Source organism: Pseudomonas sp. LAMO17WK12:I10 (assembly GCF_900215185.1).
Classification (GTDB): domain Bacteria; phylum Pseudomonadota; class Gammaproteobacteria; order Pseudomonadales; family Pseudomonadaceae; genus Aquipseudomonas; species Aquipseudomonas chlororaphis.
Map to the genome: position 1 here is coordinate 1 of NZ_OBDX01000039.1, position 26,877 is coordinate 26,877.

The 26,877-nt window shown below is 50.7% G+C and carries 24 protein-coding genes; all 24 read left to right on the top strand.

The genetic code is table 11. From position 1 onward, the window contains the following. The coding region (locus CRO75_RS29075) for a transposase (RefSeq protein WP_143504172.1) at positions 1-322 on the top strand (322 nt) is incomplete at its 5' end. 519 nt (positions 323-841) lie between these two features. Further along, on the top strand, positions 842-985 hold the full coding sequence (locus tag CRO75_RS33620; RefSeq protein WP_345789175.1) for a hypothetical protein: 144 nt from the start codon (positions 842-844) through the stop codon (positions 983-985). A gap of 268 nt (positions 986-1,253) precedes the next feature. Then, the gene (locus CRO75_RS33625) at positions 1,254-1,817 is read left to right on the top strand and encodes an RNA-directed DNA polymerase (protein ID WP_345789176.1); all 564 of its coding nucleotides are present in this window, start codon (positions 1,254-1,256) and stop codon (positions 1,815-1,817) included. A gap of 760 nt (positions 1,818-2,577) precedes the next feature. Further along, positions 2,578-3,204, top strand: a complete 627-nt coding sequence (locus tag CRO75_RS29085; RefSeq protein ID WP_097139883.1) for a response regulator transcription factor — start codon at positions 2,578-2,580, stop codon at positions 3,202-3,204. Then, positions 3,204-6,854 carry a transporter substrate-binding domain-containing protein gene (locus CRO75_RS29090; protein WP_097139885.1) on the top strand — a complete coding sequence of 1,217 codons (3,651 nt, stop codon included), beginning with the start codon at positions 3,204-3,206 and terminating at the stop codon, positions 6,852-6,854. The genes CRO75_RS29085 and CRO75_RS29090 overlap by 1 nt, the downstream gene beginning before the upstream one ends. A gap of 455 nt (positions 6,855-7,309) precedes the next feature. After that, on the top strand, positions 7,310-8,092 hold the full coding sequence (locus CRO75_RS29095; RefSeq protein WP_239990673.1) for a helix-turn-helix domain-containing protein: 783 nt from the start codon (positions 7,310-7,312) through the stop codon (positions 8,090-8,092). Positions 8,093-8,096: 4 nt separating this feature from the next. Next, positions 8,097-9,770, top strand: coding sequence for a type III secretion system outer membrane ring subunit SctC (gene sctC, locus CRO75_RS29100; protein WP_097139889.1), 1,674 nt, complete (start codon positions 8,097-8,099; stop codon positions 9,768-9,770). Position 9,771: 1 nt separating this feature from the next. After that, positions 9,772-10,884, top strand: a complete 1,113-nt coding sequence (gene sctW / locus CRO75_RS29105; protein ID WP_097139891.1) for a type III secretion system gatekeeper subunit SctW — start codon at positions 9,772-9,774, stop codon at positions 10,882-10,884. A 6-nt stretch (positions 10,885-10,890) separates the two neighbouring features. Next, on the top strand, positions 10,891-12,942 hold the full coding sequence (locus CRO75_RS29110) for an EscV/YscV/HrcV family type III secretion system export apparatus protein (protein WP_097139893.1): 2,052 nt from the start codon (positions 10,891-10,893) through the stop codon (positions 12,940-12,942). Positions 12,943-12,950: 8 nt separating this feature from the next. Beyond that, positions 12,951-13,355 carry an Invasion protein B family gene (locus CRO75_RS29115; protein ID WP_097139895.1) on the top strand — a complete coding sequence of 135 codons (405 nt, stop codon included), beginning with the start codon at positions 12,951-12,953 and terminating at the stop codon, positions 13,353-13,355. Beyond that, entirely contained in the window at positions 13,355-14,644 is a 1,290-nt protein-coding gene (gene sctN, locus CRO75_RS29120) for a type III secretion system ATPase SctN (protein WP_097139897.1), read from the top strand. Before CRO75_RS29115 ends, sctN begins: the two co-directional genes overlap by 1 nt. Continuing rightward, on the top strand, positions 14,628-15,083 hold the full coding sequence (locus tag CRO75_RS29125; RefSeq protein ID WP_158539511.1) for a hypothetical protein: 456 nt from the start codon (positions 14,628-14,630) through the stop codon (positions 15,081-15,083). Before sctN ends, CRO75_RS29125 begins: the two co-directional genes overlap by 17 nt. Beyond that, entirely contained in the window at positions 15,080-15,994 is a 915-nt protein-coding gene (locus tag CRO75_RS32725; RefSeq protein ID WP_143504180.1) for a hypothetical protein, read from the top strand. The genes CRO75_RS29125 and CRO75_RS32725 overlap by 4 nt, the downstream gene beginning before the upstream one ends. Further along, positions 15,991-16,896, top strand: coding sequence for a FliM/FliN family flagellar motor switch protein (locus tag CRO75_RS29135; RefSeq protein ID WP_097139902.1), 906 nt, complete (start codon positions 15,991-15,993; stop codon positions 16,894-16,896). Before CRO75_RS32725 ends, CRO75_RS29135 begins: the two co-directional genes overlap by 4 nt. Then, positions 16,893-17,555 (top strand): EscR/YscR/HrcR family type III secretion system export apparatus protein, encoded by a 663-nt coding sequence (locus CRO75_RS29140; RefSeq protein WP_097139904.1) that lies wholly within the window; start codon positions 16,893-16,895, stop codon positions 17,553-17,555. Before CRO75_RS29135 ends, CRO75_RS29140 begins: the two co-directional genes overlap by 4 nt. Positions 17,556-17,565: 10 nt before the next feature. Next, complete coding sequence (locus CRO75_RS29145; RefSeq protein WP_097139906.1) at positions 17,566-17,820, top strand: EscS/YscS/HrcS family type III secretion system export apparatus protein; 255 nt, start codon at positions 17,566-17,568, stop codon at positions 17,818-17,820. Positions 17,821-17,823: 3 nt separating this feature from the next. Further along, a complete protein-coding gene (gene sctT / locus CRO75_RS29150; protein ID WP_097139908.1) occupies positions 17,824-18,603 on the top strand; it encodes a type III secretion system export apparatus subunit SctT in 780 nt (259 codons plus the stop codon). A gap of 1 nt (position 18,604) precedes the next feature. After that, positions 18,605-19,636, top strand: coding sequence for an EscU/YscU/HrcU family type III secretion system export apparatus switch protein (locus CRO75_RS29155; RefSeq protein ID WP_097139911.1), 1,032 nt, complete (start codon positions 18,605-18,607; stop codon positions 19,634-19,636). Positions 19,637-19,760: 124 nt separating this feature from the next. Then, positions 19,761-20,246 (top strand): type III secretion system translocator chaperone SicA, encoded by a 486-nt coding sequence (sicA, locus tag CRO75_RS29160; protein ID WP_097139913.1) that lies wholly within the window; start codon positions 19,761-19,763, stop codon positions 20,244-20,246. Between the two features lie 5 nt (positions 20,247-20,251). Continuing rightward, positions 20,252-22,027, top strand: a complete 1,776-nt coding sequence (gene sctE / locus CRO75_RS29165; protein WP_097139914.1) for a type III secretion system translocon subunit SctE — start codon at positions 20,252-20,254, stop codon at positions 22,025-22,027. A gap of 43 nt (positions 22,028-22,070) precedes the next feature. After that, on the top strand, positions 22,071-23,201 hold the full coding sequence (locus CRO75_RS29170; RefSeq protein WP_239990674.1) for an IpaC/SipC family type III secretion system effector: 1,131 nt from the start codon (positions 22,071-22,073) through the stop codon (positions 23,199-23,201). 12 nt (positions 23,202-23,213) lie between these two features. Then, complete coding sequence (locus tag CRO75_RS29175; protein WP_097139916.1) at positions 23,214-24,281, top strand: IpaD/SipD/SspD family type III secretion system needle tip protein; 1,068 nt, start codon at positions 23,214-23,216, stop codon at positions 24,279-24,281. Positions 24,282-24,293: 12 nt separating this feature from the next. After that, positions 24,294-25,088, top strand: a complete 795-nt coding sequence (locus CRO75_RS29180) for a hypothetical protein (RefSeq protein WP_143504189.1) — start codon at positions 24,294-24,296, stop codon at positions 25,086-25,088. A 246-nt stretch (positions 25,089-25,334) separates the two neighbouring features. After that, a partial coding sequence (locus CRO75_RS32915; protein WP_160147543.1) for a hypothetical protein occupies positions 25,335-26,877 on the top strand: 1,543 nt, incomplete at its 3' end.

A 26,877-nucleotide genomic window follows, 5' to 3' on the forward strand; every position in this document is an offset into this window, starting at 1 on the left:
CACGCTCTTCGTCGATAGTGCCTACGCGGGAAAATGGGCTCTGCGCATGCAGCAAACACACGCGGTCGACGTTCAAGTGATCCGGGGGCCAAACAATAGAAGAACAGGACAATGGCACTCAGAACAAGGCGATCTGTTCATGGTAACACCTGCTCCGAGCGGTTTCGTGGTGATGCCCAGGCGCTGGGTAGTGGAGCGAACTCATGCCTGGAATGAGAGGGCTCGACGACTAATTATGCATCACGACCGGTTGTTCGCTGTGAGTGAGGCGTGGGTGTGGCTGGCCGAAGCACGCATACTCGCGCGCCGACTCACTACATGATTTTGTCTACACCCTCTTAGGAATGTCATGTCTTTGTGCATCACAGCTGAATGGTTTTTAAGCGCTCCATGAACCCATATTCAAAGCCGCCATCCTCGCGGCACCGCCAAAGTGAACTGGTCACTGAAAGTCAGGCTGCCTCCGCGACCGTTCTGCACGGAGCATGACGTTATACGCCAGTCATGCTCTGATCCCGCGCGGTCGGAGACCCTGTGCACGTCGGGAAGTCCTTCGCACAGAAACGGGGAGATCTCAGCGATGCCCGATGCGCAAGCACCGGGCGGAGCAGGAAAGGCCAAAAGCCGTAACCCTGTTGCCTACGTCGCTGAGAAGTCGGATACGTCCGTAGTACCTGAGAGGCCATCGAACAAGGGGCCAAGCCCTGCGGAGATGGTGGAGAAAAGGGACGTAGCCAAGGGAAACACCGACAGGCCCCTTGCGTCCCGGACACAGAGCCGGATCAGTTGCGCGTCGATGGGACTTGAAGGTGTACGTGAAACAGCCCGAAGGAACAAGGGCATGCAGTTCACGGCATTGCTGCACCACATCACACCGCATTTATTGGCGCAGAGCTTTTATGCGCTGCGCTGCGCCGCGATGCTGCGGTGGGTGTGGACGGCATGTCGTGGCGAGAATATGAGGAAGGTCTTCTCCAGCGGGTGACCGATTTGCACGGAAGGCTCCACAGTGGAGCCTTCCGTGCAACGCCATCGCGGCGGGTCTATATCCCCAAAGCCGACGGCAGGCAGCGCCCGCTGGGTATTGCCTCTCTGGAGGACAAGGTCGTACAACAGGCGGTCGTTATCGTTTTGAATGCGATCTATGAAGAGGACTTTCTGGGATTCTCATACGGGGTTCGGCCGGGACGCAGCCAGCACGATGCGCTGGATGCATTGTGCGCTACGCGGACGACAGCGTGGTGGGTTTCAGGATGCAATGGCAGGCTCAGCAGTTCCTGGTGCAGTTGCAGGAGCGCTTGGCCAAGTTCGGATTGTCCCTCAATGCCTCGAAAACACGACTGATTGAGTTTGGTCGTTTTGCTGCGAGAAATCGTAGGAAGCGAGGCTTGGGTAAACCGGAGATTTTTGACTTCCTGGGCTTCACACACTGTTGTAGTACCAACAGAAGCGGTGGGTTTCAAATACTGCGGCTGACGGTCAAGAAGCGGATGCGTGCGACGCTGCTGGCCATTCGGGATGAGCTGAAACGCCGACGTCATAAGCCGGTTCGAGTCGTGAGCCAGTGGCTTACCCGGGTGGTCAGCGGGTACTTCAATTACCACGCGGTGCCGGGGAATCTGATACGCCTTGGTGGTTTTCGGTTGGCGGTATGCCGTCTATGGCGGCAAACCCTCAAGCGACGCAGCCAGCGTAACGACTCCAGTGGTCACGCTATGGACGCCTTGCAGACCTCTATACCTAGACCCAGAAATGCACATCCTTACCCTGAGGATCGCTTCGCGTCACATACCCGAGGCAGGAGCCGTATGCGGTAGTTCCGCACGTACGGATCTGTGCGGGGGGGGGAGGGGGGACAGGTAACTGCCATCCCTACCGCGACCTTAGGTTCAGCGGGGACATCAGATCCACAGATCGGTCAGCCTTTCCGAAGTTTCCATGGAGATTAAGAGCTTTAACGTTGCCATCGACACCTCAGAAGTGTCGATGGTTCTGTTTCAGTTGATCAGGTGCAAAGCAATTGCGCCAGCCTGGAGGTTTGTCCGGGGAATATCGGGGCAATCGATGGATAGGTGTTCCTGGCAGTATATACAGGACTGTGCGATACCGGTTGCTGGTCCGCCGAGTGTGCTCCAATTAAATGTAGCGACAGCTGAGAGACAGACGGTATACCCCGTATTTCGCGGTTTTTTTGACGGTTTAACCTGGCGCAATTTTGCTACGTCAAAATCACTGTTTCGAAGTCTTCTTCAGAAGTTTCCTGCGGAGTGACAAGAAATTACACACATTATTTCAGGAAATTTCCTAATTAAGATTCGGACTTCTCCTGTCAGAGTGTATCGTGCGTGCGCTGGGGCGATTGGGCCGGTCAAGGAGAGGCATACATACCCGGATTTTTATATGGATTTTCTCTGGGCTCAGGAAAGGCGGGTTGGCGCTTAGCTTATCCCACGGCTTTTTCAGTACGTGGATAAGGCGATAGGGCCGTTAGCGATGCTGTCGAGGCAGGTATTACGCGCTAAAAGATCAGTTTTTACATTTACAACCGCATGTTGTCCGTACCCTTCGGAGGTCTAAATGCATAGAGCAATGGTAGTCGATGATCATCCCTTCATTCGTTCTGCACTAAAAGTGTTCCTCAAACAAGAGCATTTTGAGGTGGTTGCCGAAGCGGATAATGGTTCGGCTGCGTTGCAGCTTGCTCGTGATTATTCGCCGGATCTCATCGTGCTTGATCTCTCTCTTCCAAAGGTCGATGGGTTAGAGGTATTAAACCGAATTTCCGCCATGGAGTTGTCAATGAAAACTCTGGTGCTAACTTCATTGTCGGCCGATTTTTTTTCTTTACGCTGCCTGAACGCGGGAGCGGCTGGCTATGTATCAAAAACTGCCGATCCCAGTGAATTGCTGAAAGCAATTAACGCGATCAAGTCCGGTTATACTTTCTTTCCTGATTTGAATCTCAATTCCGTCAGAAGAAGAGATGTTCATACCTCAGAGCTGACACTCATACATAGTCTTTCCGATCGGGAGTTAAGTATTCTGCAACAGCTCGCCAAAGGATTGAGTAATAAACAAATCGGCGAGGCCATGTTGCTCAGTAACAAGACAATAAGTACCTATAAAATTCGCTTGATCGAAAAGCTCAACGTGAGCTCTTTGGTTCATCTGTCGGAACTGGCAAAACGAAATAATTTAATCTGATGAATATTTCTGTGCGAACTTGTCTGGTTTTGCATCTGGTATTGTTCCCGATATTCGCCATGTCCCCTGCAGTTGCTGAATCGGAAGCACTGCAACTGCTTGGGCGGTCGAAAGCAGACAGCAGTATCTTCAAGTTGGACGAGTCGGACCGAGCATGGCTAAAGAAAAAAAAGACATTGCGACTGGGGATCTCTGCACCTGATTATCCACCCTTCGACATAACCACTAACGGTCGAAACTACGAAGGTCTAACCGCCGATTATGCCAGCCTGCTCGCTGATCGTTTACGTATTCAGGTGGACATTCGGCGTTTCAACTCCCGGCCGGAGGCGATACGTGCTTTAAAGGATGGCGAACTGGATTTGTTGGGTACTGCGAACGGTTATGAAGCAATAGATGTTGACTTGATAATGTCGGATCCCTACGCCGAGGATCAGTCGACATTGGTTACCCGCAGCGATTTCAAAGAGATCTTGCCATCGGATCTTGCCAATAAGAAAGTCGCAATGCTCTACCACTATCTACCTGAGCACATGGTAAGAGATTACTACCCAAAAGCGAAACTCGAACTTTATCCTTCTACCTTGAGTGCCCTTGGTGCTGTCGCATTCGGCAAAGCCGACGTTTATCTCGGTGACGCGATCAGCGCTAACTATCTAATTAGCAGGAATTACCTGAATAACGTCCAGTTGAGTCACTTTTCTCGATTGGAAGGCAGCCGTTTCTGTTTCGCTACTTCGCGCAATAACAGTCGCTTGCTGAATATCGTCAATCGAGCACTAGTCTCTATTCCTGTCGCCGAGCGGATGGCCATTTCGCGTCGCTGGGGTGCTGGTGATATGGGGATGTCGGGGCACCATCAACTGCATTTCAGTGCAATGGAGCAACGCTGGCTGGAGCGGAATCCAAAAGTAAGGCTGGCAGTTACCGAGAATTTGTTACCGATGTCATATTTTGATTCGACGGGTGAATTTCGCGGAATTATCGCTGACGTCCTGGCCAGGATTAGTCTGCGTACCGGCTTGAAATTCGAGGTTTCACGTGACATCGCCATTGGCAAGAATGCCAATCAGCTCAATGAAGATAAAGTCGATGTATTGGCGGTGCTGACACCGAATGTCGAGGCTGAGGGAGATAAGCGATTCACGCGGCCCTATTTGACAACTCCCTTTGTTTTGGTCAGCCGCACTGAAGCGGACGCTCCAGAAACCCTGGACGATATGGCTGGCAAAAAGCTGTTGCTTGTGGAAGGAGTAGCTTTGCAAGCGTTCATGGCACGTAACTTTCCACTGATCAAGACCTCTTATGTGAACAATGCTGGGCTGGCCCTGGCACTGGTTGCCAATGGCAAGGCCGACGCAGCGGTTCACTCGCTAATCGGTGCCCGTTACTTGATCTCACAGCATTACCGTGATCGCTTGCAAATCACCAGTACAGTCGGTGCGGAGCCGGCACTGGGGGCCTTTGTGATCAGAGGGAGTGACCGCGAACTCTATTCGATCATGGACAAGGCACTGCTGAGTATTTCCCCGGAAGAAATGGGAGAACTGAGTAATCGGTGGCGTAGCGAAGTGGTGATTGAAAACAGTTACTGGCTGCGAAATCGCGCAGCAATTGTTCAAGGTTTTTCTGTCGCCGGAGGATTACTGCTCATAGCTTTAGTATGGATTGCCTATCTGCGAAGACTGATCCGCCGGCGTGAGGAGGCCGAGCTGGCACTGGAAAACCAGATGGAATTCATGCGCGTGTTGATTGATGGTACACCCCATCCCATTTATGTCCGTGACCACGAAGGCCGAATGCTGGTTTGCAACTCCGCTTACTTGGACGTGTTGGGTTTGAGCTCTACTGAGTCATTGGGTAAACGCATTTCTGATTTCCCTGCTATCGATCCATCCGCAGCGCTTGCCTTTCAGGACGAATACCTTGAAGTGGTTCGCGATGGTGCCCCCAAACTGGGAGACCGTTTGCTGAGTACTGCCGACGGACGGGAGATGACTGTTTACCATTGGATGTTGCCCTACAAAGACACTGACGGCGTAGTCATTGGGGTCATTGCCGGCTGGATTGATGTCAGCGAACGACAGAGATTGATGGGCCTGGTTCAAGAGGCCAAGGATCATGCGGATGACGCCAATCGGGCCAAGAGTATCTTTCTGACGACCATGAGTCATGAGATCCGCACGCCGATGAACGCTGTTATCGGCATGCTCGAATTGGCACTCAAAAGCGCTGATCAGGGAAAACTCGACCGTTCTGATATAGAAGTCGCTTTCGGTGCAGCCCAGGGTTTGCTGGCGCTGATAGGAGATATTCTGGATATTGCCAGAATAGAATCCGGAAAGCTTTCTCTAGCGCCGGAGCGGGCCAATTTGTGCGACCTGGTTGAATCACTGAGGCGCATGTTCGAGGGGCTGGCACGACAGAAGTGCCTGCAACTGGAGCTGGATCTCGATATCGCTGCCAGCTGCGAGGTGTTGATCGACCCTTTACGCTTCAAGCAAATAGTCTCTAACCTGTTGAGCAATGCGATCAAATTTACCTCAGAGGGTAAAGTTCGTCTGAGCCTTAAGGTTCTGCCCACTTCTGACGATGTTCATCTGTCGGTTCGCTTGTGTATTGAAGATTCGGGTAGAGGGATTTCCCAGGAAGATCAACAGCGCCTGTTCAGTCCTTTTGTCCAGGCCAACAACAATAATCAATCAGCCCGTTCCGGTACGGGCCTTGGGTTGGTTATCAGTCGGACCTTGTGTGAAATGATGGGCGGTCAATTGAGCTTGAGCAGCGAGTTGGGCAAGGGTACACAAGTCGAGGTGATGTTGGACCTGCCCATTCTCCAGCCAGAATTAATCGTGGAACAGCCTGGCTACGAAGCTGAACTTCCAAAGCAGGTACTCAATATTCTCGTCGTCGATGACTATCCTGCCAATCGGCTGCTTCTCTCCAAGCAGATGGGCTTCCTGGGGCATCGGGTCATCGAGGCGGAAGATGGCGATCAGGGCCTGCGGGCCTGGCGCAGTAATATAGTCGATGTGGTTATCACCGACTGCAATATGCCGATAATGAATGGCTTCGTGTTAACCCAGGCAATACGGGAAGAGGAGGCTGCGAAGGGTAAGCCTCGTTGTCTGATACTGGGATTTACTGCAAATGCCCAGTCGGAAGAAAAAAATCGCTGCCTGGAAGCGGGCATGGATGACTGCCTGTTTAAACCGATTAGTCTCAAACAATTAGAAAGACGACTTTCGATTGTGGAGGCAAGTATTACTTCCGAAATGAGCCCAGGAGTGCCTGAGTCAGCCGAAACCATGGATATTGCCAGCTTGGCAGAACTGGTTCGTGGTGATGCGGGAATATTGAAGCTTCTGCTTCGGGACCTGGCAAAATGCAATCAGGATGACCTGGTCAGGCTGGCTGCACTTTTTTACGAGGAGGATCTGCAAGCACTTGCAGACCTGGCCCATAAAATCAAAGGGGGCGTGCAGATTGTTAAAGCGCATGGGCTGATCGCGGCCTGTCAACAGTTGGAAGCGGTATGCAGAGCCGAAAAGGGTGAACAAGCGCTGCAGCGATCGGTATCGCGTTTAACACAGGAAATGCTGAATTTTGGTACTGCTATCGAACGCCATGCTCAAAGTGAGGTTCAGTAGTTTGCTATTATCGGGATGAGCTGGGTCATTAAACTTTACGGTTGCTAAAGTTCAGATGGGCGGGCAGTTGGTGAGTTTCAATCGAAGCTTATAGTGCCGTGTCCGGAATGTTTGATGAAGATTACACATCCCCGGATGCGCCGGGAGTAGATTGATAAACCTTGTCTTCATTTCTGCGCCGGTGAAGTAGAGTTTCTTGATGCGTTGTAAGAAGTTTCCGCGTCATGGCGGATAAGCTCATCGCAGAGCGTCTAGACCAAAAAAACAATTTTGTCAGCAGAGGAGGTAATGAGGCTCCGAAGTATGTCATTGGCGACGTTTGGATATTTGGAAGGAGGGCCAGTGTAGGTGGCATTTTCTGATGTCGCTGCCCATTTCCTGATCTGATCACAATCTCATCATATTTTCATCAAGATTGATGAAGCACATGCCCTCAGGATTAACGAAGATCCAATTTGGACCCTTCGGACGATGAGGTGGCACAAGTGCAACCAGATAGCCTGGTAGATCAAGAAACATGGCTCGAAGACTGGGATTTGGCTGTGGGGTCTCACACACAGGTCTTGCGGGTGCGAAATGGTCTGACGCCTCTATGCCTGGCACACCGTGACAGCGGCTTGCAATGGTGCTTTCCGCCTGGCTGGCACGGTCTTTTGGCAACGCGTCCGGGCGTGCGCAGGTTGTCTGGTATGGCGCATGTAATGCCAACCCCGGCGTGTCTGGTGAAGTTGCAGTTTTTTGTCGACTGCGGGGCCGCCAGGCCGTTATTGAACCAACAAGTTCAACCTCTGTGCGGGCTGCGAATAGACGATACATCCGAGACGTCTGCCATGGAAATCGAGTCGTGGTATGTCACGCAGGCGTGGAAAAACAGCTCGGTATATAAAGCGTTCTCCTGTTTGTTGCGTGAAAGCGAGAGTTATCGACTACTCCAATTTTTGCTTGAGCACGCGTCTGCTGGAGAGAAATTACAGGATTTAGCTCCTGTTTATGGAGTATCAGTCTCGCACTTTCGTCGACTTTGCCATCAAGCTTTGGGTGGCACAGCCAAGTCCGAACTGCGTGATTGGCGCGTCGCCAAGGCTCTTTTGAGTATGGTCGAAGGCGCACACTCACTGACTTCTATTGCCTATGAACATGGTTACTCTTCTTCTTCTCATTTTTCGAAGGAGATTAGAGATCTTGTCGGCGTGGCGCCGAGTCACCTGGTGGATATCATTCGCCTTTCAAGTGAATAAATACATGAAGTTAAAGGTTTATTTTACCCGGATGGCTATCGCGCTGAGCTGCCTCTCGCCGGTACTTGCGCTCGCTGCTGTGGATGTCGTTCGACCGGGAGAAGGGTATGTGGCGAGGCAAGAAAGCTTGCGCGCGTTTTTCGATGCGCTATCCGCGCCTTTGGGCAAGCCGATAGTCGTAAGCCAGGCAGTCGCTCGGCGGAGCATCAGTGGTGAGTTTTCGTTTTCTGATGCGCAGCAAACGCTGCAACGTATTACCCAGCAGATGGCATTGATCTGGTACAGCGACGGTCAGACGCTCTATATGTATGAGGCTGCGGAAGCCAAGAGCAAAGTTATTTCGCTGAATACAATAACAGTCGACAAGCTGACGTCGTTCTTGCGCCGCTCGGGGCTTTTCGATCCTCGTTATCCGTTGCGAAACGATGGCTTGCGAACTTTCTATGTTTCCGGACCGCCCTTATATGTCGATCTGGTCATGCAGGCTGCGCAGTTCATGGATAGTCAGGGTGCGGATCTGCAATTGGGCCAGCAGCGTATCGGAGTTATCCACTTGCGCAACACGTTTGTCGGTGATCGTACTTACGAGTTGCGTGATCAAAGCATTGTCGTGCCGGGAATAGCGACTTCGATTGAGGTACTTCTAAAAGGGGAAAAGCTCGATGTAGAGGTCGAAGTAAGCAAAGAGGGACGAGGTGCGATGCCCGACTTTCCATTGCGAGGATTGGCCGGTCCCGAATCAGTGGATGGTTTGAATGAGCGTCCGCGGGTTATTGCGCGCGATAGCCTCTCGGTGTCGGGCGCCGGCAATATTCGAGTCGTCGCATATCCGGACACCAATAGCCTTTTAGTCAAAGGGTTGCCGGAACAAGTGCGGTTTATCGAAAATCTGGTATCGGCCCTGGATGAACCTAAGCGTCATATTGAGCTTTCTTTGTGGATTATCGATCTGCAAAAAAACAATTTGAATGAGTTGGGTGTGGATTGGAAGGGATCATTCAGTATTGGCTCGAGCATTTCCGGCTCGCTGAACGGCGGGTCTCTGAGTACGCTCGATGGTAATTCATTTGTGGCTGCCGTATCGGCACTGGAAGAAACCAAACGAGCGAAGGTTGTATCTCGGCCTGTCGTATTGACGCAGGAAAATGTGCCGGCAATTTTTGACAATAACCGTACCTTTTATACCCAACTTATTGGCGAGCGCAGCGTGTCGCTCGAACAGGTGACTTATGGCACTTTGGTGAGCGTACTGCCACGTATTTCGGGTTCTGGCGAAATCGAAATGGACCTCAATATTGAGGATGGCAGCGAAGTCGATACCCCGCGTGACAGGGGCAGTAACCCCGGCGCCAATTCACTGCCTACCGTGGGTCGTACCCGAATCAGTACCGTGGCGCGGGTACCCCGTGGAAAGAGTTTGCTGGTCGGTGGTTTTACCCGGGATGAAAGTGGCGAGCAGATAAGGAAAATTCCTGTGCTGGGAAGCATTCCCTTTCTGGGCAAACTTTTCAGCTACAGGCAGAAACGCGATTCCAACACGGTAAGGGTGTTTCTGATCCAGCCAAAAGAACTTTATGCGTCACTCGAACCTGGGGCTGCGCAAATTGGTGCGCGAGTCATAGGAAATGTTGGGCGGGACAGTGCTGACCGCGCAGTATTGCGCGCCATGGAGCCTTGATATGAGTTCTATCTCTGGATTTCCCTCTCAATCGCATCTTTTGTTCAAGAGCGACAACGCGCAGCCCGCGCCAGTCGATGAGCCCAGAGAAGATGATTCGCCAGCCGCGGTCGTTCAGCGTTTCGTTGAAAACAGTGATGAAATGTCGGCTGTGTTGCGTTCCCAATTTCGCCGTCGCGGTGACTTTGGGAGCAGGTTCGAAGGTCAGGCGGAGAGCTTCGAACGTGTGCTGGCTGAGGAGCTGATCCCGAATGTGACCAAAATCCAGGCACTCGTCGCTCAAAGTGAGCGAAGTATTGAGTGGCTGCTGCAGCAGGCTCGTGCGTTGTTTCCGGATGACAGCGATCTTGTTTTGGTACTGCGTGAATTGTTACGCCGCAAAGAGTTGCCGCAAGCGGCCCGGCAGCGCCTGGAGAACTTGCTGCAACAGGTCGTGGATCAGGCGCCTGCCAAGCGACTGAAGGCCGGTATCAACTGCGCACTCAAGGCGAAGATGTTTGGCAAGGCGCTGAATTTGCGCGCGACGCTTATGCGCGATACCTATCGCTCCTTTCTGGAGACAGACGGCAGTGCGGTTGAGTCGTATGAGGACTGGATTTCGATTTATGGATATAAGCACAGAGGCTCGGTACTTCAATTCATAGAGATGGCACTGTTGACGGATATTGATTCACTGGACCCGAGTTGTTCCCGGGAAGAGTTTGGTCAATTGTTAAGTAGACTTGCAATGTTGAAAAGATTGCGTTCAGCCGATAATACGTTCATGCAACGTGTTCTACAGGTTGGCGTCATAAAACAGCATAATTCCAATGAGCCTGACTGGCTTGTGTTCTTGCTCGGTCTTTTGCAATATCCCGATGATCTTGAGAGTATGCTGGAAGGGGTCTTCGGTAACCAAATGCACTTGATGGCATCTCGTGACTGTGCGGAACTGTTGCAGTTTTTACGTTTGTCGTGTCTTTCATTACCCGTAGAACTGTTCACCGATGACGAGGCCTTGATGCGCATTGGCGATCAATTCTCGCAGTTGGCTGAACTTGTATTCAACCAAGAGACCCTCGATCGCCATGCTGCCCTTGTGCAGCGTGTCACTCCCTTAGATCCCCAGGCCTGATAGTCTATGCTTAACAAAGCTTTGCGCAGTGTTTCCTCGCGTCCGGAGTTATTGATTCTGACGCTGATGGTAATGATCATCGCGATGTTGATTATTCCATTGCCAACCCCGTTGGTAGACTTCTTGATCGGATTGAATATCGTAATTTCCATCCTGATTTTTATGGGGTCTTTTTATATTGAGAGGATTCTTAGTTTTTCAACATTTCCTGCACTTTTGCTAATTACCACACTTTTTCGCCTGGCATTGTCCATCAGTACCAGTCGGTTGATTCTGGTTCAGGCGGATGCTGGTGAAATTATTGCATCATTCGGTGATTTTGTTATTGGTGACAGTCTGGTCGTCGGATTTGTAATTTTTTCGATCGTTACAATTGTACAGTTCATTGTAATTACTAAGGGCTCCGAACGTGTTGCGGAAGTGGCTGCTCGTTTCTCGCTTGACGGCATGCCAGGCAAGCAAATGAGTATCGACGGCGATCTCAAGGCGGGTGCAATCGATGCTAAAGAAGCCCGTGAGCGTCGCAGCATATTAGAGCGTGAAAGTCAGCTGTATGGTTCGTTCGACGGTGCAATGAAGTTTATTAAGGGTGATGCCATTGCTGGCATTATTATCATCTTTGTTAACTTTATTGGCGGTATCGCGATTGGTGTCGGCCAGTTGGGCATGAATATGTCAACGGCACTGTCCACCTACACATTGCTGACAATTGGTGACGGTCTGGTTGCGCAGATTCCTGCGCTGTTGATTGCTATCGGCGCAGGTTTCATCGTCACGCGTGTTAATGGCGACGATGCGAATCTGGGTCGTAACATGATGAGCCAGATGATCGGAAACCCTTTCGTGTTGGGGATTACGGCGATACTCGCAGTGGCGGTGGGGATATTGCCAGGCTTTCCCATGCCTGTCTTTGTGATACTGGCGTGCGCATTGGGGGCGGTGATTTTTTTCCGTTGGCGCAAAGCGAAAAAGTCCGAGGGGCCAATGGCCGCCGATAACCCGGCTTCTGGCAGTGGTACTCCGGAAGGTGGCTTGGGGTTGGTTGAAAATGTCGACGATATGGCAACCGAAACAGTCGCATTGATGTTGTTGGTGCCTGTGGCGCAACTTGAAGTGTTGCGCGGGGCGCAACTTGCTGAGCGTTTCCGTAGCCAGTTCTTTATCGACTTTGGTATTCGTATACCTCAACCTCAATTGCGCGGTACCGATGCTCTGCCGGAAGGGCAAGTAGCCGTGTTGATCAATGAGGTACGTGCTGACCAGTTTGATATCCATTTTGATCGACTCCGGGTGCTTAACTACACTCCTGAAGTTTTGCACTTGGGACTGTCTCTGATCGAAGGTGTAGACAGTAGCAAGTTGCGCAGCATATGGGCGCTGGCCAGCGATAAGGAAAAATTGAGTAGTCTGAATTATCAATTGCGTCCGGCCTATGATGAGTTCTATCTTTGCCTGGTGACATTGCTTGCGCGTAATATTTCCGAATTCTTCGGTGTGCAGGAAACCAAAACACTGCTTGATGAAATGGAGTCGCGCTACCCCGACTTGCTCAAAGAAGTTTATCGACACGCCACGGTGCAAAAAGTAGCTGAAGTTCTTCAGCGTCTCATTGCAGAGCGTATTTCGGTTCGTAATATGAAGCTCATTCTCGAGTCTCTGGCACATTGGGCATCCCGGGAAAAGGATGTCATTGCGCTGGTTGAGCATGTGCGCGGTGGAATGGCGCGGTACATCAGTAACAAATTCGCCAGTGGCAATGACTTGCGTGTATTGCTGTTGTCGCCTGAATTCGAAGATTCGGTAAGGCGAGGAATACGGCAAACTTCAGGTGGCAGCTTTCTCAATCTTGAACCAGCCGCTGTCGAAGAACTGATGGATCTAATGGCGGTCGGCTTGGATACTTTACATATTCCGCAAAAGGATATGGTGGTGCTGGCCTCTGTTGATGTTCGGCGTTACATAAAAAAATTGATTGAAAGTCGATTTCGTGAGTTGGATGTTATTTCCTTTGGGGAAATATCCGACACCATTTCTGTAAATATAATAAAGACTATTTAGGGTGAAGTATGCAGCAGTTTGATATAGCCGGACTTTTGCGTAACGCGTTGGAGTTGAGTGGTTGCACAAATGAACAGATCGGGAGCTTTGACGGGCACAGCACGATTGAACTCGATATGGTCGGTTTACCGAGGGTCAATGTCGCCATGATTGACGATGAGCTGTGGTTCTGGAGTCCTTTAGTGGAATCAACAGCCATGCTATTTACTCACCGTTCGGAAGGCTTATTGCGTTTCCTGATGCAAGGTTTTCGATTTGCACGCAATGAACAACTTCAATTGATCGACGTTGGTGACATGCTCGAGGTTCGTGTGCTGTTGAGCCCGCAAGTTACGCAAAGCCCCCAGGCATTGGCTGATGCGCTTGATGCGTATCTGGAAAGCCTGACGCAATTGTGCGAAGTCGTTCGCTGATGAAAATGACTCGGTTGGAGCGCTATGCGGCTCATCCGTTGCGCTTGAACGGGCCGATTGTTGAAGCGGCGCTGCGCGACGTGGTCATTGGTGAAGTCTGTGAGGTGCGCAGGCATTGGCGCGACAATGAGTTTACGGCACGAGCTCAGGTTATCGGCTTCAGGCCGGACGCTGTATTGCTGAGTTTGTTGGGGGATTCCCGGGGATTGTCCCGGGACTCCTTGATTCTGCCCACTGGCGCTACGCTCGGCTTGCAGTGTGGTTCTTCAATGTTGGGGAGCGTGGTCAATCCGCAAGGTGTGATAGTCGAACGGTTGGCAGAAACAGTCGGGTTCGATGTCAAGGACTGCGTGGTCGATGCCGATCCTCCTCCTTACCACCAACGTCGTGCGGTGCGCGAACCGTTGATAACCGGTGTTCGTGTTATCGACTGTTTGCTGACGTGCGGTATTGGCCAGCGAATGGGCATTTTCGCTGCGGCAGGATCGGGCAAAACGTCGTTGATCAATATGCTGATTGCCCATAGTGACGCCGATGTTTTCGTGATCGGCCTGATTGGTGAGCGTGGTCGGGAAGTAACTGAATTCATCGAATATCTGAAGGGGTCATCCAAGCGTGCGCGGTGCGTTGTTGTGTATGCGACTTCTGATTTTTCGTCGGTAGATCGCTGTAATGCGGCACTTCAGGCTACAGCGATTGCCGAGTACTTCCGCGATTTGGGACATGGGGTCGTGCTGTTCATCGACTCGATGACACGTTACGCGCGAGCGCGTCGCGATCTGGCACTTGCGGCGGGCGAGACGCCTGCGCGCAGAGGTTATCCCGCATCTGTGTTCGACAGCCTTCCGCGATTACTGGAGCGTCCCGGTGTCACAGCTTCGGGAAGCATTACAGCGTTCTATACAGTGTTGCTCGAAAGCGATGATGAACCCGATCCAGTGGCGGAAGAAATCCGCTCGATCCTGGATGGACATATCTATTTAAGTCGCAAGCTTGCTGCCAAAGGGCACTTTCCCGCCATCGATGTATTGCGTAGTGCCAGCCGTGTCGCGAATCAAGTTACCGACGACGACCAACAGCAACTGGCAACACGAACACGTGAAGTGCTTACGCGTCTCGAGGACTTACAGGTTTTTCTCGATCTTGGAGAGTATCGGCCTGGCGAAAACCTGGATAACGATTATGCGGTCGATCGTCGTGAGGCGTTGGCCGATTGGTTGAAGCAGCCCATGGATGAGAAGTCTTCACCCGAAGAGTCGCAGGAGAGTCTGTATGACCTCATTGGTTGATATGCGTCGTTTGTTACAGGTCGGGGAGCACCGCCAATTGCAAAGCGAGCGCAAATTGAATCGAGCCAGGCAGGCCCTGGTGCCTTTGAGCAATGAGTTGGGCGAGATTGATTCGCAAGTGCGGGCATTGCAAAAGCTATTAGAAGGTCATCAGACGGTTAGTGGTCTTTTTGATCATTCGCAGTTGCGTGCCTGGATGAGACACCAGGCAGTAATCCGTCGACAGTTGAGTACTGCGGGGCTCGAGCGGGCACGGGTAGAAGAGCAGTACAAGGAGATATGCGAGCAAATTCAGCAATTGGAATTGCAGTATCAAAAGTTACAAAAAAAAGGGGTGCTGTACACGGGACTTCATTGTCGCTTACTTGGCGAATGCCGTTCTAGCCAACGACGCAGTGAAGAAAACGAGGTGGAAGAGCTATTAATGGGTGTGAAATGAAAATATTGAGTCCTGCGGTCGATCCAGGCAAAGAGCTTTTTTCAGAACTCAGTCCCCTAGAGGACGGCTTTGAGCCAGTACTTTTGCCTGAGGAAGATCATCATGAACTAGATAATCTTCCTCAAGGGGCACTGATGTTGATGGCGCAAATTCAGCCCAAACATCCACGCACGCTGGCTATGGCTGTCAGCGATAGCCAAGGGGAGATTGTGAAAGCTGCAAAGTCACCTAAGGCCAAAACAGAATTGCCTGTTGCTGTAATTGCTGCTGCAACGGGATCTGGTCCCTCGTTATCGCAACCGGTAACTCAAGCAGGCCCTTCGTTATCGCTATCGACAACTCAAACAGCGATGGTAATAGCACCTGATGTTCCACTGATGGCAACAATTGAAACCAGTACGAACATTGCAGTACCCGACATTTCGTTGAGCGTGGTAAAGCAGATCCCGCAGGTGGATGACGACAATCTACAAGCCCTATCGATGCTCGTTCAGGTATCGGGTGAAAAGGGTCAGCCTTCGCCAATGACAGCACAGGCCCCGACCGTAATGCTTCGCTCTGGAGCTGATAATCTGCCTTTGCCTGCAATCCCATTAGCGGAAATGCCTTTGCCGGGTGAAAACGCTGGTTACTTGAAGGTCCCTTTCAGTAAAGGCGAGGTGATTGGTCAGGTCATCATCAACAAACCGACTGCTGAAGCTCCGCAACAATTACTGCTAAGTACTAACAATGCAGATGTTTCGAGTTTGCTGCGTGATAGCGTTCAGTTCCTGGATGAGCCCCGGTGGCGGTTGACGGATTATCACGAAGACAAGCAGGACCAAGGGCAGCGGTCCTCATCCGAGGAGTCCGATGAGAGCGCCGGAGACGACAGTCGTCGAGAGCTGGTATTGCAGAAGGCCAAAGTGTGAAGCGTAAGCTTGAGTTGCGCAATATTAACTCCGGCGACCATGACCGGCAGCGAGCCTTCGCTCACTGGTGTAATAGCGAATATGAAGTACGGCAGGAAAAGCTTGCGAAGGATTTGCGCTATATAACATTTTGGGCACAAGGTTCCCAAGGTTTATGGCAAGGGATCGTTCAGCCCGGGCAGTGGATCGCTGGCGTTCTGCCGCAACTTTTGGAATTGTTGCCTGGCAACGTCACGGACGAAGACGCGCTATCACTGTTTTCGGCGGTAGAGTGGCCAATAGAAATAGGAATGGAGCTACTTGATTATAATCGGTTATTCGAATTTGCATTAATGGATACTGCTAAGTTGTCATGCGGCGAACTTGCCGTCATAACGACCAAACAATGTCCATTGTGGATTTTGACTCCACCCAGTAAGGCAACTCATCGCCAACACTCAGTTCAGCCCTGGTTACAGCAGCTGCCACTGATGCTGTGCTGTTACCTGGGGACAAGTATGTTGACAGAGCGACAGTTGAGGTGCCTCGCGCCGGGAGATGTCGTACGCATAGCGGTACAGGCGAATAGATCTGTTGTGGCCGATCGCTGTGTTGGCTCGTTTACTATTGTTAAAGAGGGCGTGAGTATGCAATACGACACTGACTCTACAAATGCAATGGCGCTTGAAGCTCCACTTGCAGATGTTACGGTAAAACTCGAATTTGTTCTGATGGAGCGGTCTATAAGTTTGTTGGAGCTTAATGAGCTAATGACCGGGACAGTATTGCCTTTAGATTCCGAAGTCATTCGAAAAATTGAGGTCAGAGTAGGGGGAAGGGCCCTCGCGATGGGTGAATTGATTCAGATGGATGAGCATCTCGGTGTCGAGTTGCATGAAATTTTTGCGGAAACGACGCTATGAATGACATTTCAATGATAGGGCTCCTGGCGATTGCATCGCTGATGCCTTTTCTGGTCGCCGCGGGAACTTGCTATATAAAATTCTCCATCGTATTCATTGTGGTGCGAAATGCTCTTGGGCTGCAACAGGTTCCTTCCAACATGTCGCTCAACGCCGTGGCGCTAATGTTGTCGGTATTTGTGATGAGCCCAGTTGTTAAGCAGGGCTATAATTATTACAAGGAAAACGGCGTTGCTTTCAACAACGTGGAGGCGGTGATAGATTTCACTGAAAATGGTCTCTCAGGCTATCGTCAGTACCTGGCTAAATATACCGATCCCGAACTGGCGGGTTTTTTCGATCGCGCCCAAGTTGCACAAATGGCGGAAGGTGATTACCCCGAAACAATCGAAGAGGGGGGCGAGCCTTCATTGTTCGCACTGTTGCCAGCCTATGCACTGAGTGAAATAAAAGCTGCTTTTAAAATCGGCTTTTACCTGTATTTGCCCTTTGTCATTGTTGATCTGGTGATTTCCAGCATTCTTTTGGCGCTGGGCATGATGATGATGAGCCCTGTGATTATTTCGGTTCCTATCAAGCTGGTTTTATTCGTTGCGCTTGACGGTTGGTCGCTGCTGTCTACCGGGTTGGTTCAGCAATATCTTGATGTTGCCCTGTGAGTAATGTGCAATGAACGACCTGGTGTTTGCGGGCAATAAAACGCTGTACCTGATACTTATCATGACCGCGTGGCCGGTGGTTGTTGCTACTGCAGTGGGTTTGATAATTGGTGTATTTCAGACGGTTACTCAACTTCAAGAGCAGACATTACCTTTCGGTTTCAAATTGCTGGCTGTTTCCATCTGTCTGTTTTTGCTTTCTGGCTGGTACGGTGAAACGCTGCTGAACTTTAGCCGGGAAGTCATAAACCTCGCGTTGAAGTGATCTATGAATCCCAGCCTGTTTTTTGAAGTGCATACATGGTTGGCCGGGGCCACGCTGTGTTTTGCCCGTATAGCCCCGGTGTTTTTCATGTTGCCGTTTCTCAATAACGGAGTGCTCGGCGGTTCCACGCGCAATGCCGTGATCGTATTGGTGGGAATGGCACTGTGGCCTTATGGCACACAAAACCTTCCGTCCATGGACAGCATCGGGTTCTATGGACTGATAGCGCGGGAAGTGGGTATCGGTTTGATACTGGGTTGCCTGTTGTCCTGGCCCTGCTGGGTACTGCATGCAATGGGAAACCTCATTGATAACCAGCGTGGTGCCATGTTGAGCAATACCATCGATCCCGCTAACGGCGTGGATACTTCGGAAATGGCCAACTTCCTTAATCTTTTCGCAGCAGTAATCTATCTCGAAGGCGGCGGCATGCTCCTGTTGGTACAAACGCTGGGAGGCAGTTATGCGCTTTGTTCCCCCGCGACGCTGTGTGAGTTTCGTCTGGAACCACTTTTAGGATTGTTGGACAACCTAGTGAGTAAAACCTTGATTATCAGCGCTCCAGTGGTTGCTGTCCTGCTGTTGACAGAGGCGCTTTTGGGATTGCTCTCGCGCTATGCCCCTCAAATGAACGCATTTTCCGTTTCGCTCACCGTCAAGGGGCCTATTGCCCTGTTAGTACTGCTCCTTTATTTCGGTACCCACATACCGGAGGAAATTTTACGTATGGGCGGACAGTTGTTCCAACTGCCTCAATGGTTCGCAAATCCAGAGTCGCCTTGATATGTCGAGCGCTTCGAAAACAGAAAAGCCCACGGACAAGAAACGTCGCGATGCTGCAAAAAAGGGCCAGACCTTTAAAGCCAAGGACCTTGCAACAACCTGCCTCATGTTATTCGGGATTGTTTACCTGATCGACGATGCCAAGTTGATGAAGGTCATGGAGGTTTACAAGAGAATCATCGCCTCGAATTACGAAGCAAATTTACCAGCCTACGCAGCCGAGTTGGGTTGGCTCATGCTTGGAATCATGGGGCCGATCATAGTGATTTGCTTTGCCGCCGCTGCGGTACCCACATTGGTGTTGACTGGGCTATCTCTGGCCAGTGAAGCCTTGAAGTTAAATCTCGGTGCGCTCAATCCAATCAGTGGCTTTAAAAAAATCTTCAGCCTCAGAACCGTCAAGGATACGGTTAAGGCAGTTTTATATCTTGCTTGTTTTGTCATCGCCTTCTGGGTTTTATGGACTACCCAGCGTCAGTTGATATTTGCTCAGCTGTTTGCCGCGCCAAAGGACTTGTTCTCCATTTGGGCGCACCTGTTATTGGTACTGATTATTACGTTTATTGGCTGTATCCTGCTGATAGTGGCCCTCGATGCATTAACTGAATACTGGTTATATATCAAGGACCTGATGATGGATAAAGAATCCGTCAAGCGTGAGCACAAAGAGCAGGATGGAAACCCGGAAATCAAAAGCCGTCGCCGTAACCTGCATATGGAGCTGCTATCGGAACAAGTGAAGTCCGATATTCGTAGCTCCAGAGTCATTGTCGCGAACCCGACACACATTGCCGTTGGCATCTATTTCCGTCCGGAAGTCACATTGAGGCCTTTCATTTCATTAATGGAAACCAATCAGCGTGCATTGGCAGTGCGGGCGTACGCCCAAAAGGTGGGGGTGCCGGTGATCACCGATATCCCGCTTGCCCGGAGAATATTCCGGACACATCAACGTTACTCCTTCATTCAGATGGAAGAGATTGAAAATGTCCTGCGGTTGCTGATCTGGCTGGAGCAAGTGGAACAGGCATGACGGGGCCTGCAACAAAGCAGCTGCGCAAAAATTCATTTTTGAGCGCTTTTTGGCGGTCCGGTTTTTTGGATGCGGGCTAAATAGACTTCGTCAGCCGCGCTGGCGACAGAGTAGGAGTGAATGCGTGAGTAGGCGAAAATCGAACAAACAAGATCAAATTGCCGAGCAAGTTACGCAGGCCGTTCTAGAGGGGGCAACCCTAAAGGATTTACGCGGCATCAGTAATGAACAGATGGAGAGTCTATATGCCTTTGCTCATGAGTTTTATGAGCAGGGACGCCTGGACGATGCGGAGAAATTTTTCCACTTTCTGTGTATTTATGATTTTTACAATCCTCAGTATTGGATGAGTCTTGCGGCTGTTAATCAACTGAAGCAAAACTATAAAAAGGCTGTGGATTTGTATGCGGTAGCTTTTGCTCATGGAAAGCATGACTATCGGCCAATGTTATATACCGGGCAATGTCAACTCGCTCTCGGTCGTGCGGGTAAAGCAAAGTTATGTTTTGAATATGTTTTGGAATATGTAACGGACCCTGATATGCGAAGTCAGGCGCAAAGCTATCTGGATGCGCTGACTCATATTGAAACTGATCATTCTGAGGAATAACCATAATGACAAACATCAGCCAGAGTCATGCCCCTTTTGCAATTCCGGCGGGCCCACCCAGTAGGGATGAGGCAATTGGCGTTGCAGGGAGGTCCAAATATGCCGATGCGGCCTCGCAGGCGGCAAATACCAAGGTGCTTCTTCGAGCAGCCGATACAGTCCTTGCGGACCTGAAAACAGTCTCCTACACCGACCCGTTACACACCAAAGGTGCAGTCTTAGCCGAAAGACCACGCCTTGAAGCCCCTGCGCCACGTGCCGACGGCGGAAAACAAACAGAGGGGGATCGCTTTACTTATCTGATGGCCTCACTCATCGGGTTGCTCGGTGATGTCAGTACGGAAGGCTTGAAAAACCGGCTGGAAATCTTGCGAAGTAGTGCCAAAAGCATGGCGGATGGTCAGCTGGCGCGTTCCGAAGCTTATCAGAAGGCGGTTGCCGAGTTTAAAAGTGCGGTGGGCGCTACGGAAGAAATCCAGGAAAAACTGGACCATGCCAGTGCCGGTGTCGAAAACGCGCAAAAGGAACTGGCGCAAGCCAAAGAACGGCTCGATAAAGCAACACCTGGCACATCGGAACATAAGCAAGCCCTGCTCGCCCATGAGGCGGCGCTCGCGAAATTGAACACGGCCAATCAACTTTTGAACGCGGCGAAATCCGCACATCAGGCAGCACTCGCTACCGCCAGTACCGCCGGGCAAAAGGCCGAAGCGCTGGCAAAGGAGCTGACCGGCAAGGAACCCATGGCGGACAAGATCGCCGAAAGTATGAAAACCCAGCTGAATGCTGCCGCGACAATGTTGTTGTTGATGACGCAGTTCGCCGAATTGATGGGCGACTCCGCAGAATCCAGAATCCAGGCCGATCAGGAGCTATTTCGCTCGATGCAGGCTGTTCGTCAGGAGCATCTGGAAGTCAAGGCAGAGGAATACAGAAAAGACGTCGAGAAGGCTGAAGCGGTCAGTAAAGCCATGAGCTGTATTGGCAAAATACTCGGCGCGCTGTTGACCATCATCAGTGTGGTTGCCGCAGTCTTCACTGGTGGCGCGAGCCTGGCGCTTGCTGCTGTCGGTGTGGCGTTGATGGTGATGGACGAAGTCATCAAGGCGGCCACCGGGGTTTCCTTCATGCAGGAAATCATGAAACCGTTCATGGATCACGTCCTGGGGCCTCTGATGAAGCTGATTGGTAAAGCCATCACGAGTGCATTGAAGAGTCTGGGAGTTGAAGCCAAGGCTGCGGAAATGGCCGGGTCGATCATCGGCGCAGTGATTGCCGCGGTGGCCATCATTGTGATCATCGTCGTAGTGGCCGTCGTGGGCAAAGGCGCCGCCACTAAGGTGGCAGCCAAATTAGGCGAGATGCTGGGCAAAATGGCTTCGAAAATGGTCCCTGATATTCTTAAACAGGTAGCCAGCGCGGCCAGTAAAGCGATGACCCAGGTGCTGACCAAGATACAGTCCTCATTAGGTCTGAATGTGGCTAATACCAATTTACTGGTTACGCGGCTGAATATCGGGGTTGCCGTTTCCCAGGCGGCGGGTGCTATTACACAAACCGGCCTGGGTGTCTCTTCCGGTATATATCAGGGGCGGGCTGCCGAACATCAGGCAGAGATCAAGATCACAACGGCTATTTCCGAAGCCATGAAAGAATATCTTGACAAGGCTGTCGAGTCGTTCGACCTGGCGATGAAAACGCAGAATGACTACATCAAACAACTGTCCCGTATTCAGCAGAGTGCGGACAGTACCAGTATGAGTATTGCTCGTAATATCTGAATTTGCTTTGTGTGTGCCTTTATTTGATTAAGAGGAATTAGATATGCCAGTTACTATCGGTTTGCAGACGCCTACTCTTTTTAAACCAACGGAAGTTGGACTGCCGTTGGTTGAAAAGGCAACAGTGGATTCAAAGCAATCTATTGATGCAACGACAGTGGGTAACAAAGTCGATACACAGGTGCTGAACGCAGTATCGGGCGTAAAGGCCAGAATAGAAGGGCTCAGTAATCGCGAACTAGCGCAATACCTTGACACCTCCCAATTTTCCGAGGTCGACTCGGAAACCATGATGAACGTGTTCCTCGCGGCCGTGGCTCACCAAGAAGAGGATGGTCCTGCCGTGGTGAGAGATCTTCTGACCTTCGACCCATCGAGCTGGGAAAAACATGTTGGTGTACTGATAGCCGCTATTGTTGCTGTCAACATTGCGCGGGAAAGCAGCGCGAAAATGAGCGGTATCTTTGCACAGCTCGCCTACGACTCAGCAAAGGAGCAGGGTCGTTCCATCATCAGGGCTGGCGAATCCGTAATGTACTCCGCGGTGGTGGGAGCCATCGTCACGGGAGGCTTGACCGTCGGTGGTGCTGCATTGTCAATTAAAGGGCATGGGCAGAGACACACTGATATCAAGACCAATCAGGCGGACGCACGAAAATTTGACGCTAAGGCTGCGCAGGCGCGTCAGGATTTGAAGGCCTTTGATCAGGCGAAAATGGCATCCGGGCCCAAGACCGCCAGGGGGGCGAATGCAGATGGCGACAACACGGTATTGACGGCACAGAAAGATGCCCAGCATTTGTCTCCAGAGGAAAGGTCTTCGCTGGAGGCAGTCTTGAAGAAGTCTTTGGCTTCAGCCAAAGATTCGCGCCTGCAGAGTCAATTGGCTCAAAAGACAATAGAAGGAAACATCATCAAGGGTAATGCGCTCATGGGCGTGGGCGGGTCGCTGAGTGCCGGTCTTTCAGCGATCCTGCGTTTGGGAGAATCCGCATACCGCAATGATGAGGTAAACCGCCAGGCAGAGCAGGGCATCAACAGAGGTGTGAGTGATGCGGCGAATCAGGGTATATCGGAAGATGCATCGTTGCTGATGAAGTTACTGGAAATTTTCCAGCAGGTTCTGGACGGACGCAACGCGGCCAGCGGCACCATTGCTTCAGCTCGCGTGTAATAGGGGGCGAAAATGATACCAACTATTCCTTCGGCCTCTATTGCACATTCTTCAATCATCCCTCCTGCGCCCGAAAAACTAGATACAGCTGAAGCGGCAAGTACAGAAGTCAAACCGGCCTTGACCGAAGGTGGTGCTGACAAGCTGTACAGACAGGTTTCCGACAAATTGTTGAGCTTGAATACACGTTTGGCTGAGGCTCGTGTTGCCGCCAATCAACTGAATTCCGGTCCAATTGGACCGCGGATCCAGGCGATGAATGAAAACATCGAGGCGACTCACCTCCATTCCCACCAGGTTCAAATGATTCTGGAAGGCTTGGCGAAGATGCCTGTCAGTGCTACCGAGGGCAAGTCCCTGGAGGATGTAAAGGCACAGATTCAGGATTCAGCCAGTAAAGCTCCGGGTCTTCCAACGACACCACCGGAAATGAACTTACAGGCAAACGCAGCTGGCTCGGACGATTTTTTTGCCGAACTGATCGAGATGATCACATTCATCCGCGAAGGGTATCTGGGCATCTATGAAAACCTGATTACCAAATATTCCGCGTTCTTCAAGGAGTTCAACGAAGCCGTCACGAGCAAAATGGGCGGTTGGATTACTGGCGCGAATGAAGGCAAAGACGTAAAGATTGATCCCGGATTTCGTATTGCGCTGCAAGCGCTGATCGATAAATATTCGGCGATGCCTCAAGGGATTCTGTTCCCTGCGCCTAACGCAGACGGCAGCATTACCGGTGTCAGTCGGGAGGAAGCATTGAAATGGGCGGCTACATTTGGAATGGATCCAAGTTCCGTCGTGCAGGATGCGAGCGGAAAATATGTCGTCATGATGGATCTATCGCCAATTAAAGCAATGCGCGACAGTCTTCCAACTGGAGATATCCAATGGGACTCAGCGAAGTTTCAAGCGTGGCAGACAGGTTTTAATAGTCAGGAAAGTGAATTGAAAAACCAGCTGCAAGTGTTTACGACTAAATATGGCAATGCTAATTCTTATTACGAAAATTTTAATAAGATATTGTCCTCTCAATTAAGTTCGTTTGCTGAAGTGCTCAAAGCTTATATCTCTTCGTGATAGGACAGTCGTGTGCCATGGTTTTCTAAAGTTTCACCAGTGCAGATTTCTTCAGCGGTCATGAATCCTGCGATTGCTTTGAGTATCACAGGGGCGTTGTTGTCCGGGGCCAGGAACAGCTCCGTGGTGTTGGATAAGTTGCCTGGTGCTGTATTTACCAGTGCCGATGCTGCCTATAAAGATCTGACAAAAAAAGCGTGTGAAGCTAGTTTTAAAAGTGATGTCGCGCGCTTGATTATGGGCAGTGAGGAAGTGGATGCTAAATGCTTACAAGATCTGGCAATCAACATGTTCTTGCTGAATGGTATGCAGGGCTGCGATCCGAAAAGGTATGAAAAGTTAGGGAAGCTTCTCGATGGCTTAGGAAAGAGATACTTTGAGGATTTCAATAAATCCTATCGTGCAGGTGAAGAGATTCGTTCTTTTGTCAGTAGTCGCAATATGGATAATTCAACGCCTTATAAGCTGCATAAGGACTTGCTCCAAGAGCTGAACTCGCTGATAAGAACTATTCCTGGTGTTTATCAGGAGGTTCGAATCAGGCTGCATGAGGACTATTTGAAAGAAGGATTGATTGAGCGCTTTCAGAAAGATCATGATATTACATTGGACGTGGAGTCAGCTGGCAATATCAGTCAGCATGGAAATGGTAGTGCGGTGGTGAATGCTAGCATTGAGGCGCTGTTTGCAAGCGCCCGTACTAAATGTACCAGCGACTCACTTAACGATACGATCCTTACAGCTCTTGCAATGCTTGATTTTAAAAGACCAATGACGCGACGAGTGGAGCCGAATGGGTTGAGATAGCAGAGTAGCTGGAACCAGGGAGGCCTGGCAATCATCCTGCAGATATATAGGAAATAGAGTTAGTGCCGTTCAGTAGTTAAAATACAGTAAAAGTGCTCCAGTCATTTAGGGCGTGAGTTGTAACCTCTGGTTTATGGTTTACGATTCATGTTGCAGTGCAGAATGTTACTACAAAAACAATAGCCTTTATCTCCCGCTTGCGTAGGGGGGGGTAAGGCATTCATGTCTGTATAAGTGGAAGTTAATATGACCATTACAAGAGCGGTTTCAACACCGCAGTTGTCCTCCGTCATGGAAGGGACGCCGTTGTTGACACTAACCGGTGCATCGTTGAATGAAGCAAAAAATAGTCAAGTAGAGTTGAAAAAAATAACTCAGGAGACGTTAATCAGCAAGGATGCCGCTTATGCAGATCTTGCAAAAAAAGCGTGTGAAGCCACGTTCAAAAATAAAAACTCAGCGAGCTTGATTTCAAATAACCCTGGTGCGGATGCTCGCTATCTGCAAGAAACTGCGATAAATCTCATGCTTCTGAAAGGCATGCCGGGGGCGGATGCCAGTGAAGTCGCGCGACTGCAGAAGCGCCTTGATTCTCTAGGGCAAACCTACTGCGAATATCACCAGAAACATACTTCTAATGGTGATTTTGTTCCTACTTGCATCGCTCATAATAATATAAAGGATGGTCGTCCGTATGCTTCGCAACTACTGTTGACGCAGGCTATTGATAAACTCGTAAAAAACACTCCGAATGCTCATGACCATGCCAGAAGCATGCTGCATAGCAAGTATCTGAAGGAAGGGTTGGTCGGAAGCTATCAGGCATTTCATCGTGTCACTGTCGATCAAACCACCGCCGACCAGATCAGCCAGCACGGTAATGCATCCAGTCCAGCAAACAGTACGCTTGCAAAGCAGCTCTTAAGCGCGAAGTTGGCAGGCGACAGCCAATCGCTCACTGATACAGTGCTAATTACACTGTCACAGCTGGATCTCCAACGGCAAACCGTTGAGCCTCGCGAGTCAAAGAAGAGCAGTCAGTGGCAACCAGAAACCCGAACTGACGCTAGCGCCGACAGACGCGGCAGCGGTGACGTGAATGTCAACTTGAGCACTGGCGCGGTTACCCAAAATGTTGACTTGAATGGCTTAGGCGAGGCAATGCTCGCCCAAACTAAACTCATAGACAAATTACTTGATATGCGATCCCCGCAGTCCGTCAGCGATTTGCTTGTGACTTGTCAAAACACGGGCGTGGGGGGCGATTCGATTGATGGCCAGACTCACTCGAAAGGTACCGGGACGAATTTTTCCGGTTTTACAATAACTACGTCCGACTCAACCTTGCGGTCTGTTGACCGTGTCGAATCACAAGTTGTGACAGGCGTGTCGGATACATTCAAACCAACCAGACTTGCTCTCGACATCCGTCAAACCCTGCCGCACGCTGTGCTGTCGCAGTCCGAGCAGTATGATTCTTTGAGTGAGGTGACGGGGGCAAAGACGACTGGCCTTCTGTTGGAAGAGCAATCCGTCACGACCGGCATCCCTGGCAGTCCGTCGAGGGTTAATGTATCGGGGTCATCAGGTACTGCCAAAAACGCTGTGGTTGAAACTGATTCCCATGACGTTGATATACAAGTTTCAACTGACAGGCAGATGTCTTCGGAAAGCCGTAAAACTGCCTATGGCTCCGATACGGGTGAAATGACTGGCGCAGGCAAGCAGCGTCCAGTCGGCGGGGCAGCCAATCCGCGTGCCCAGGAAGACTTTTTTGCAGAACTTAAGA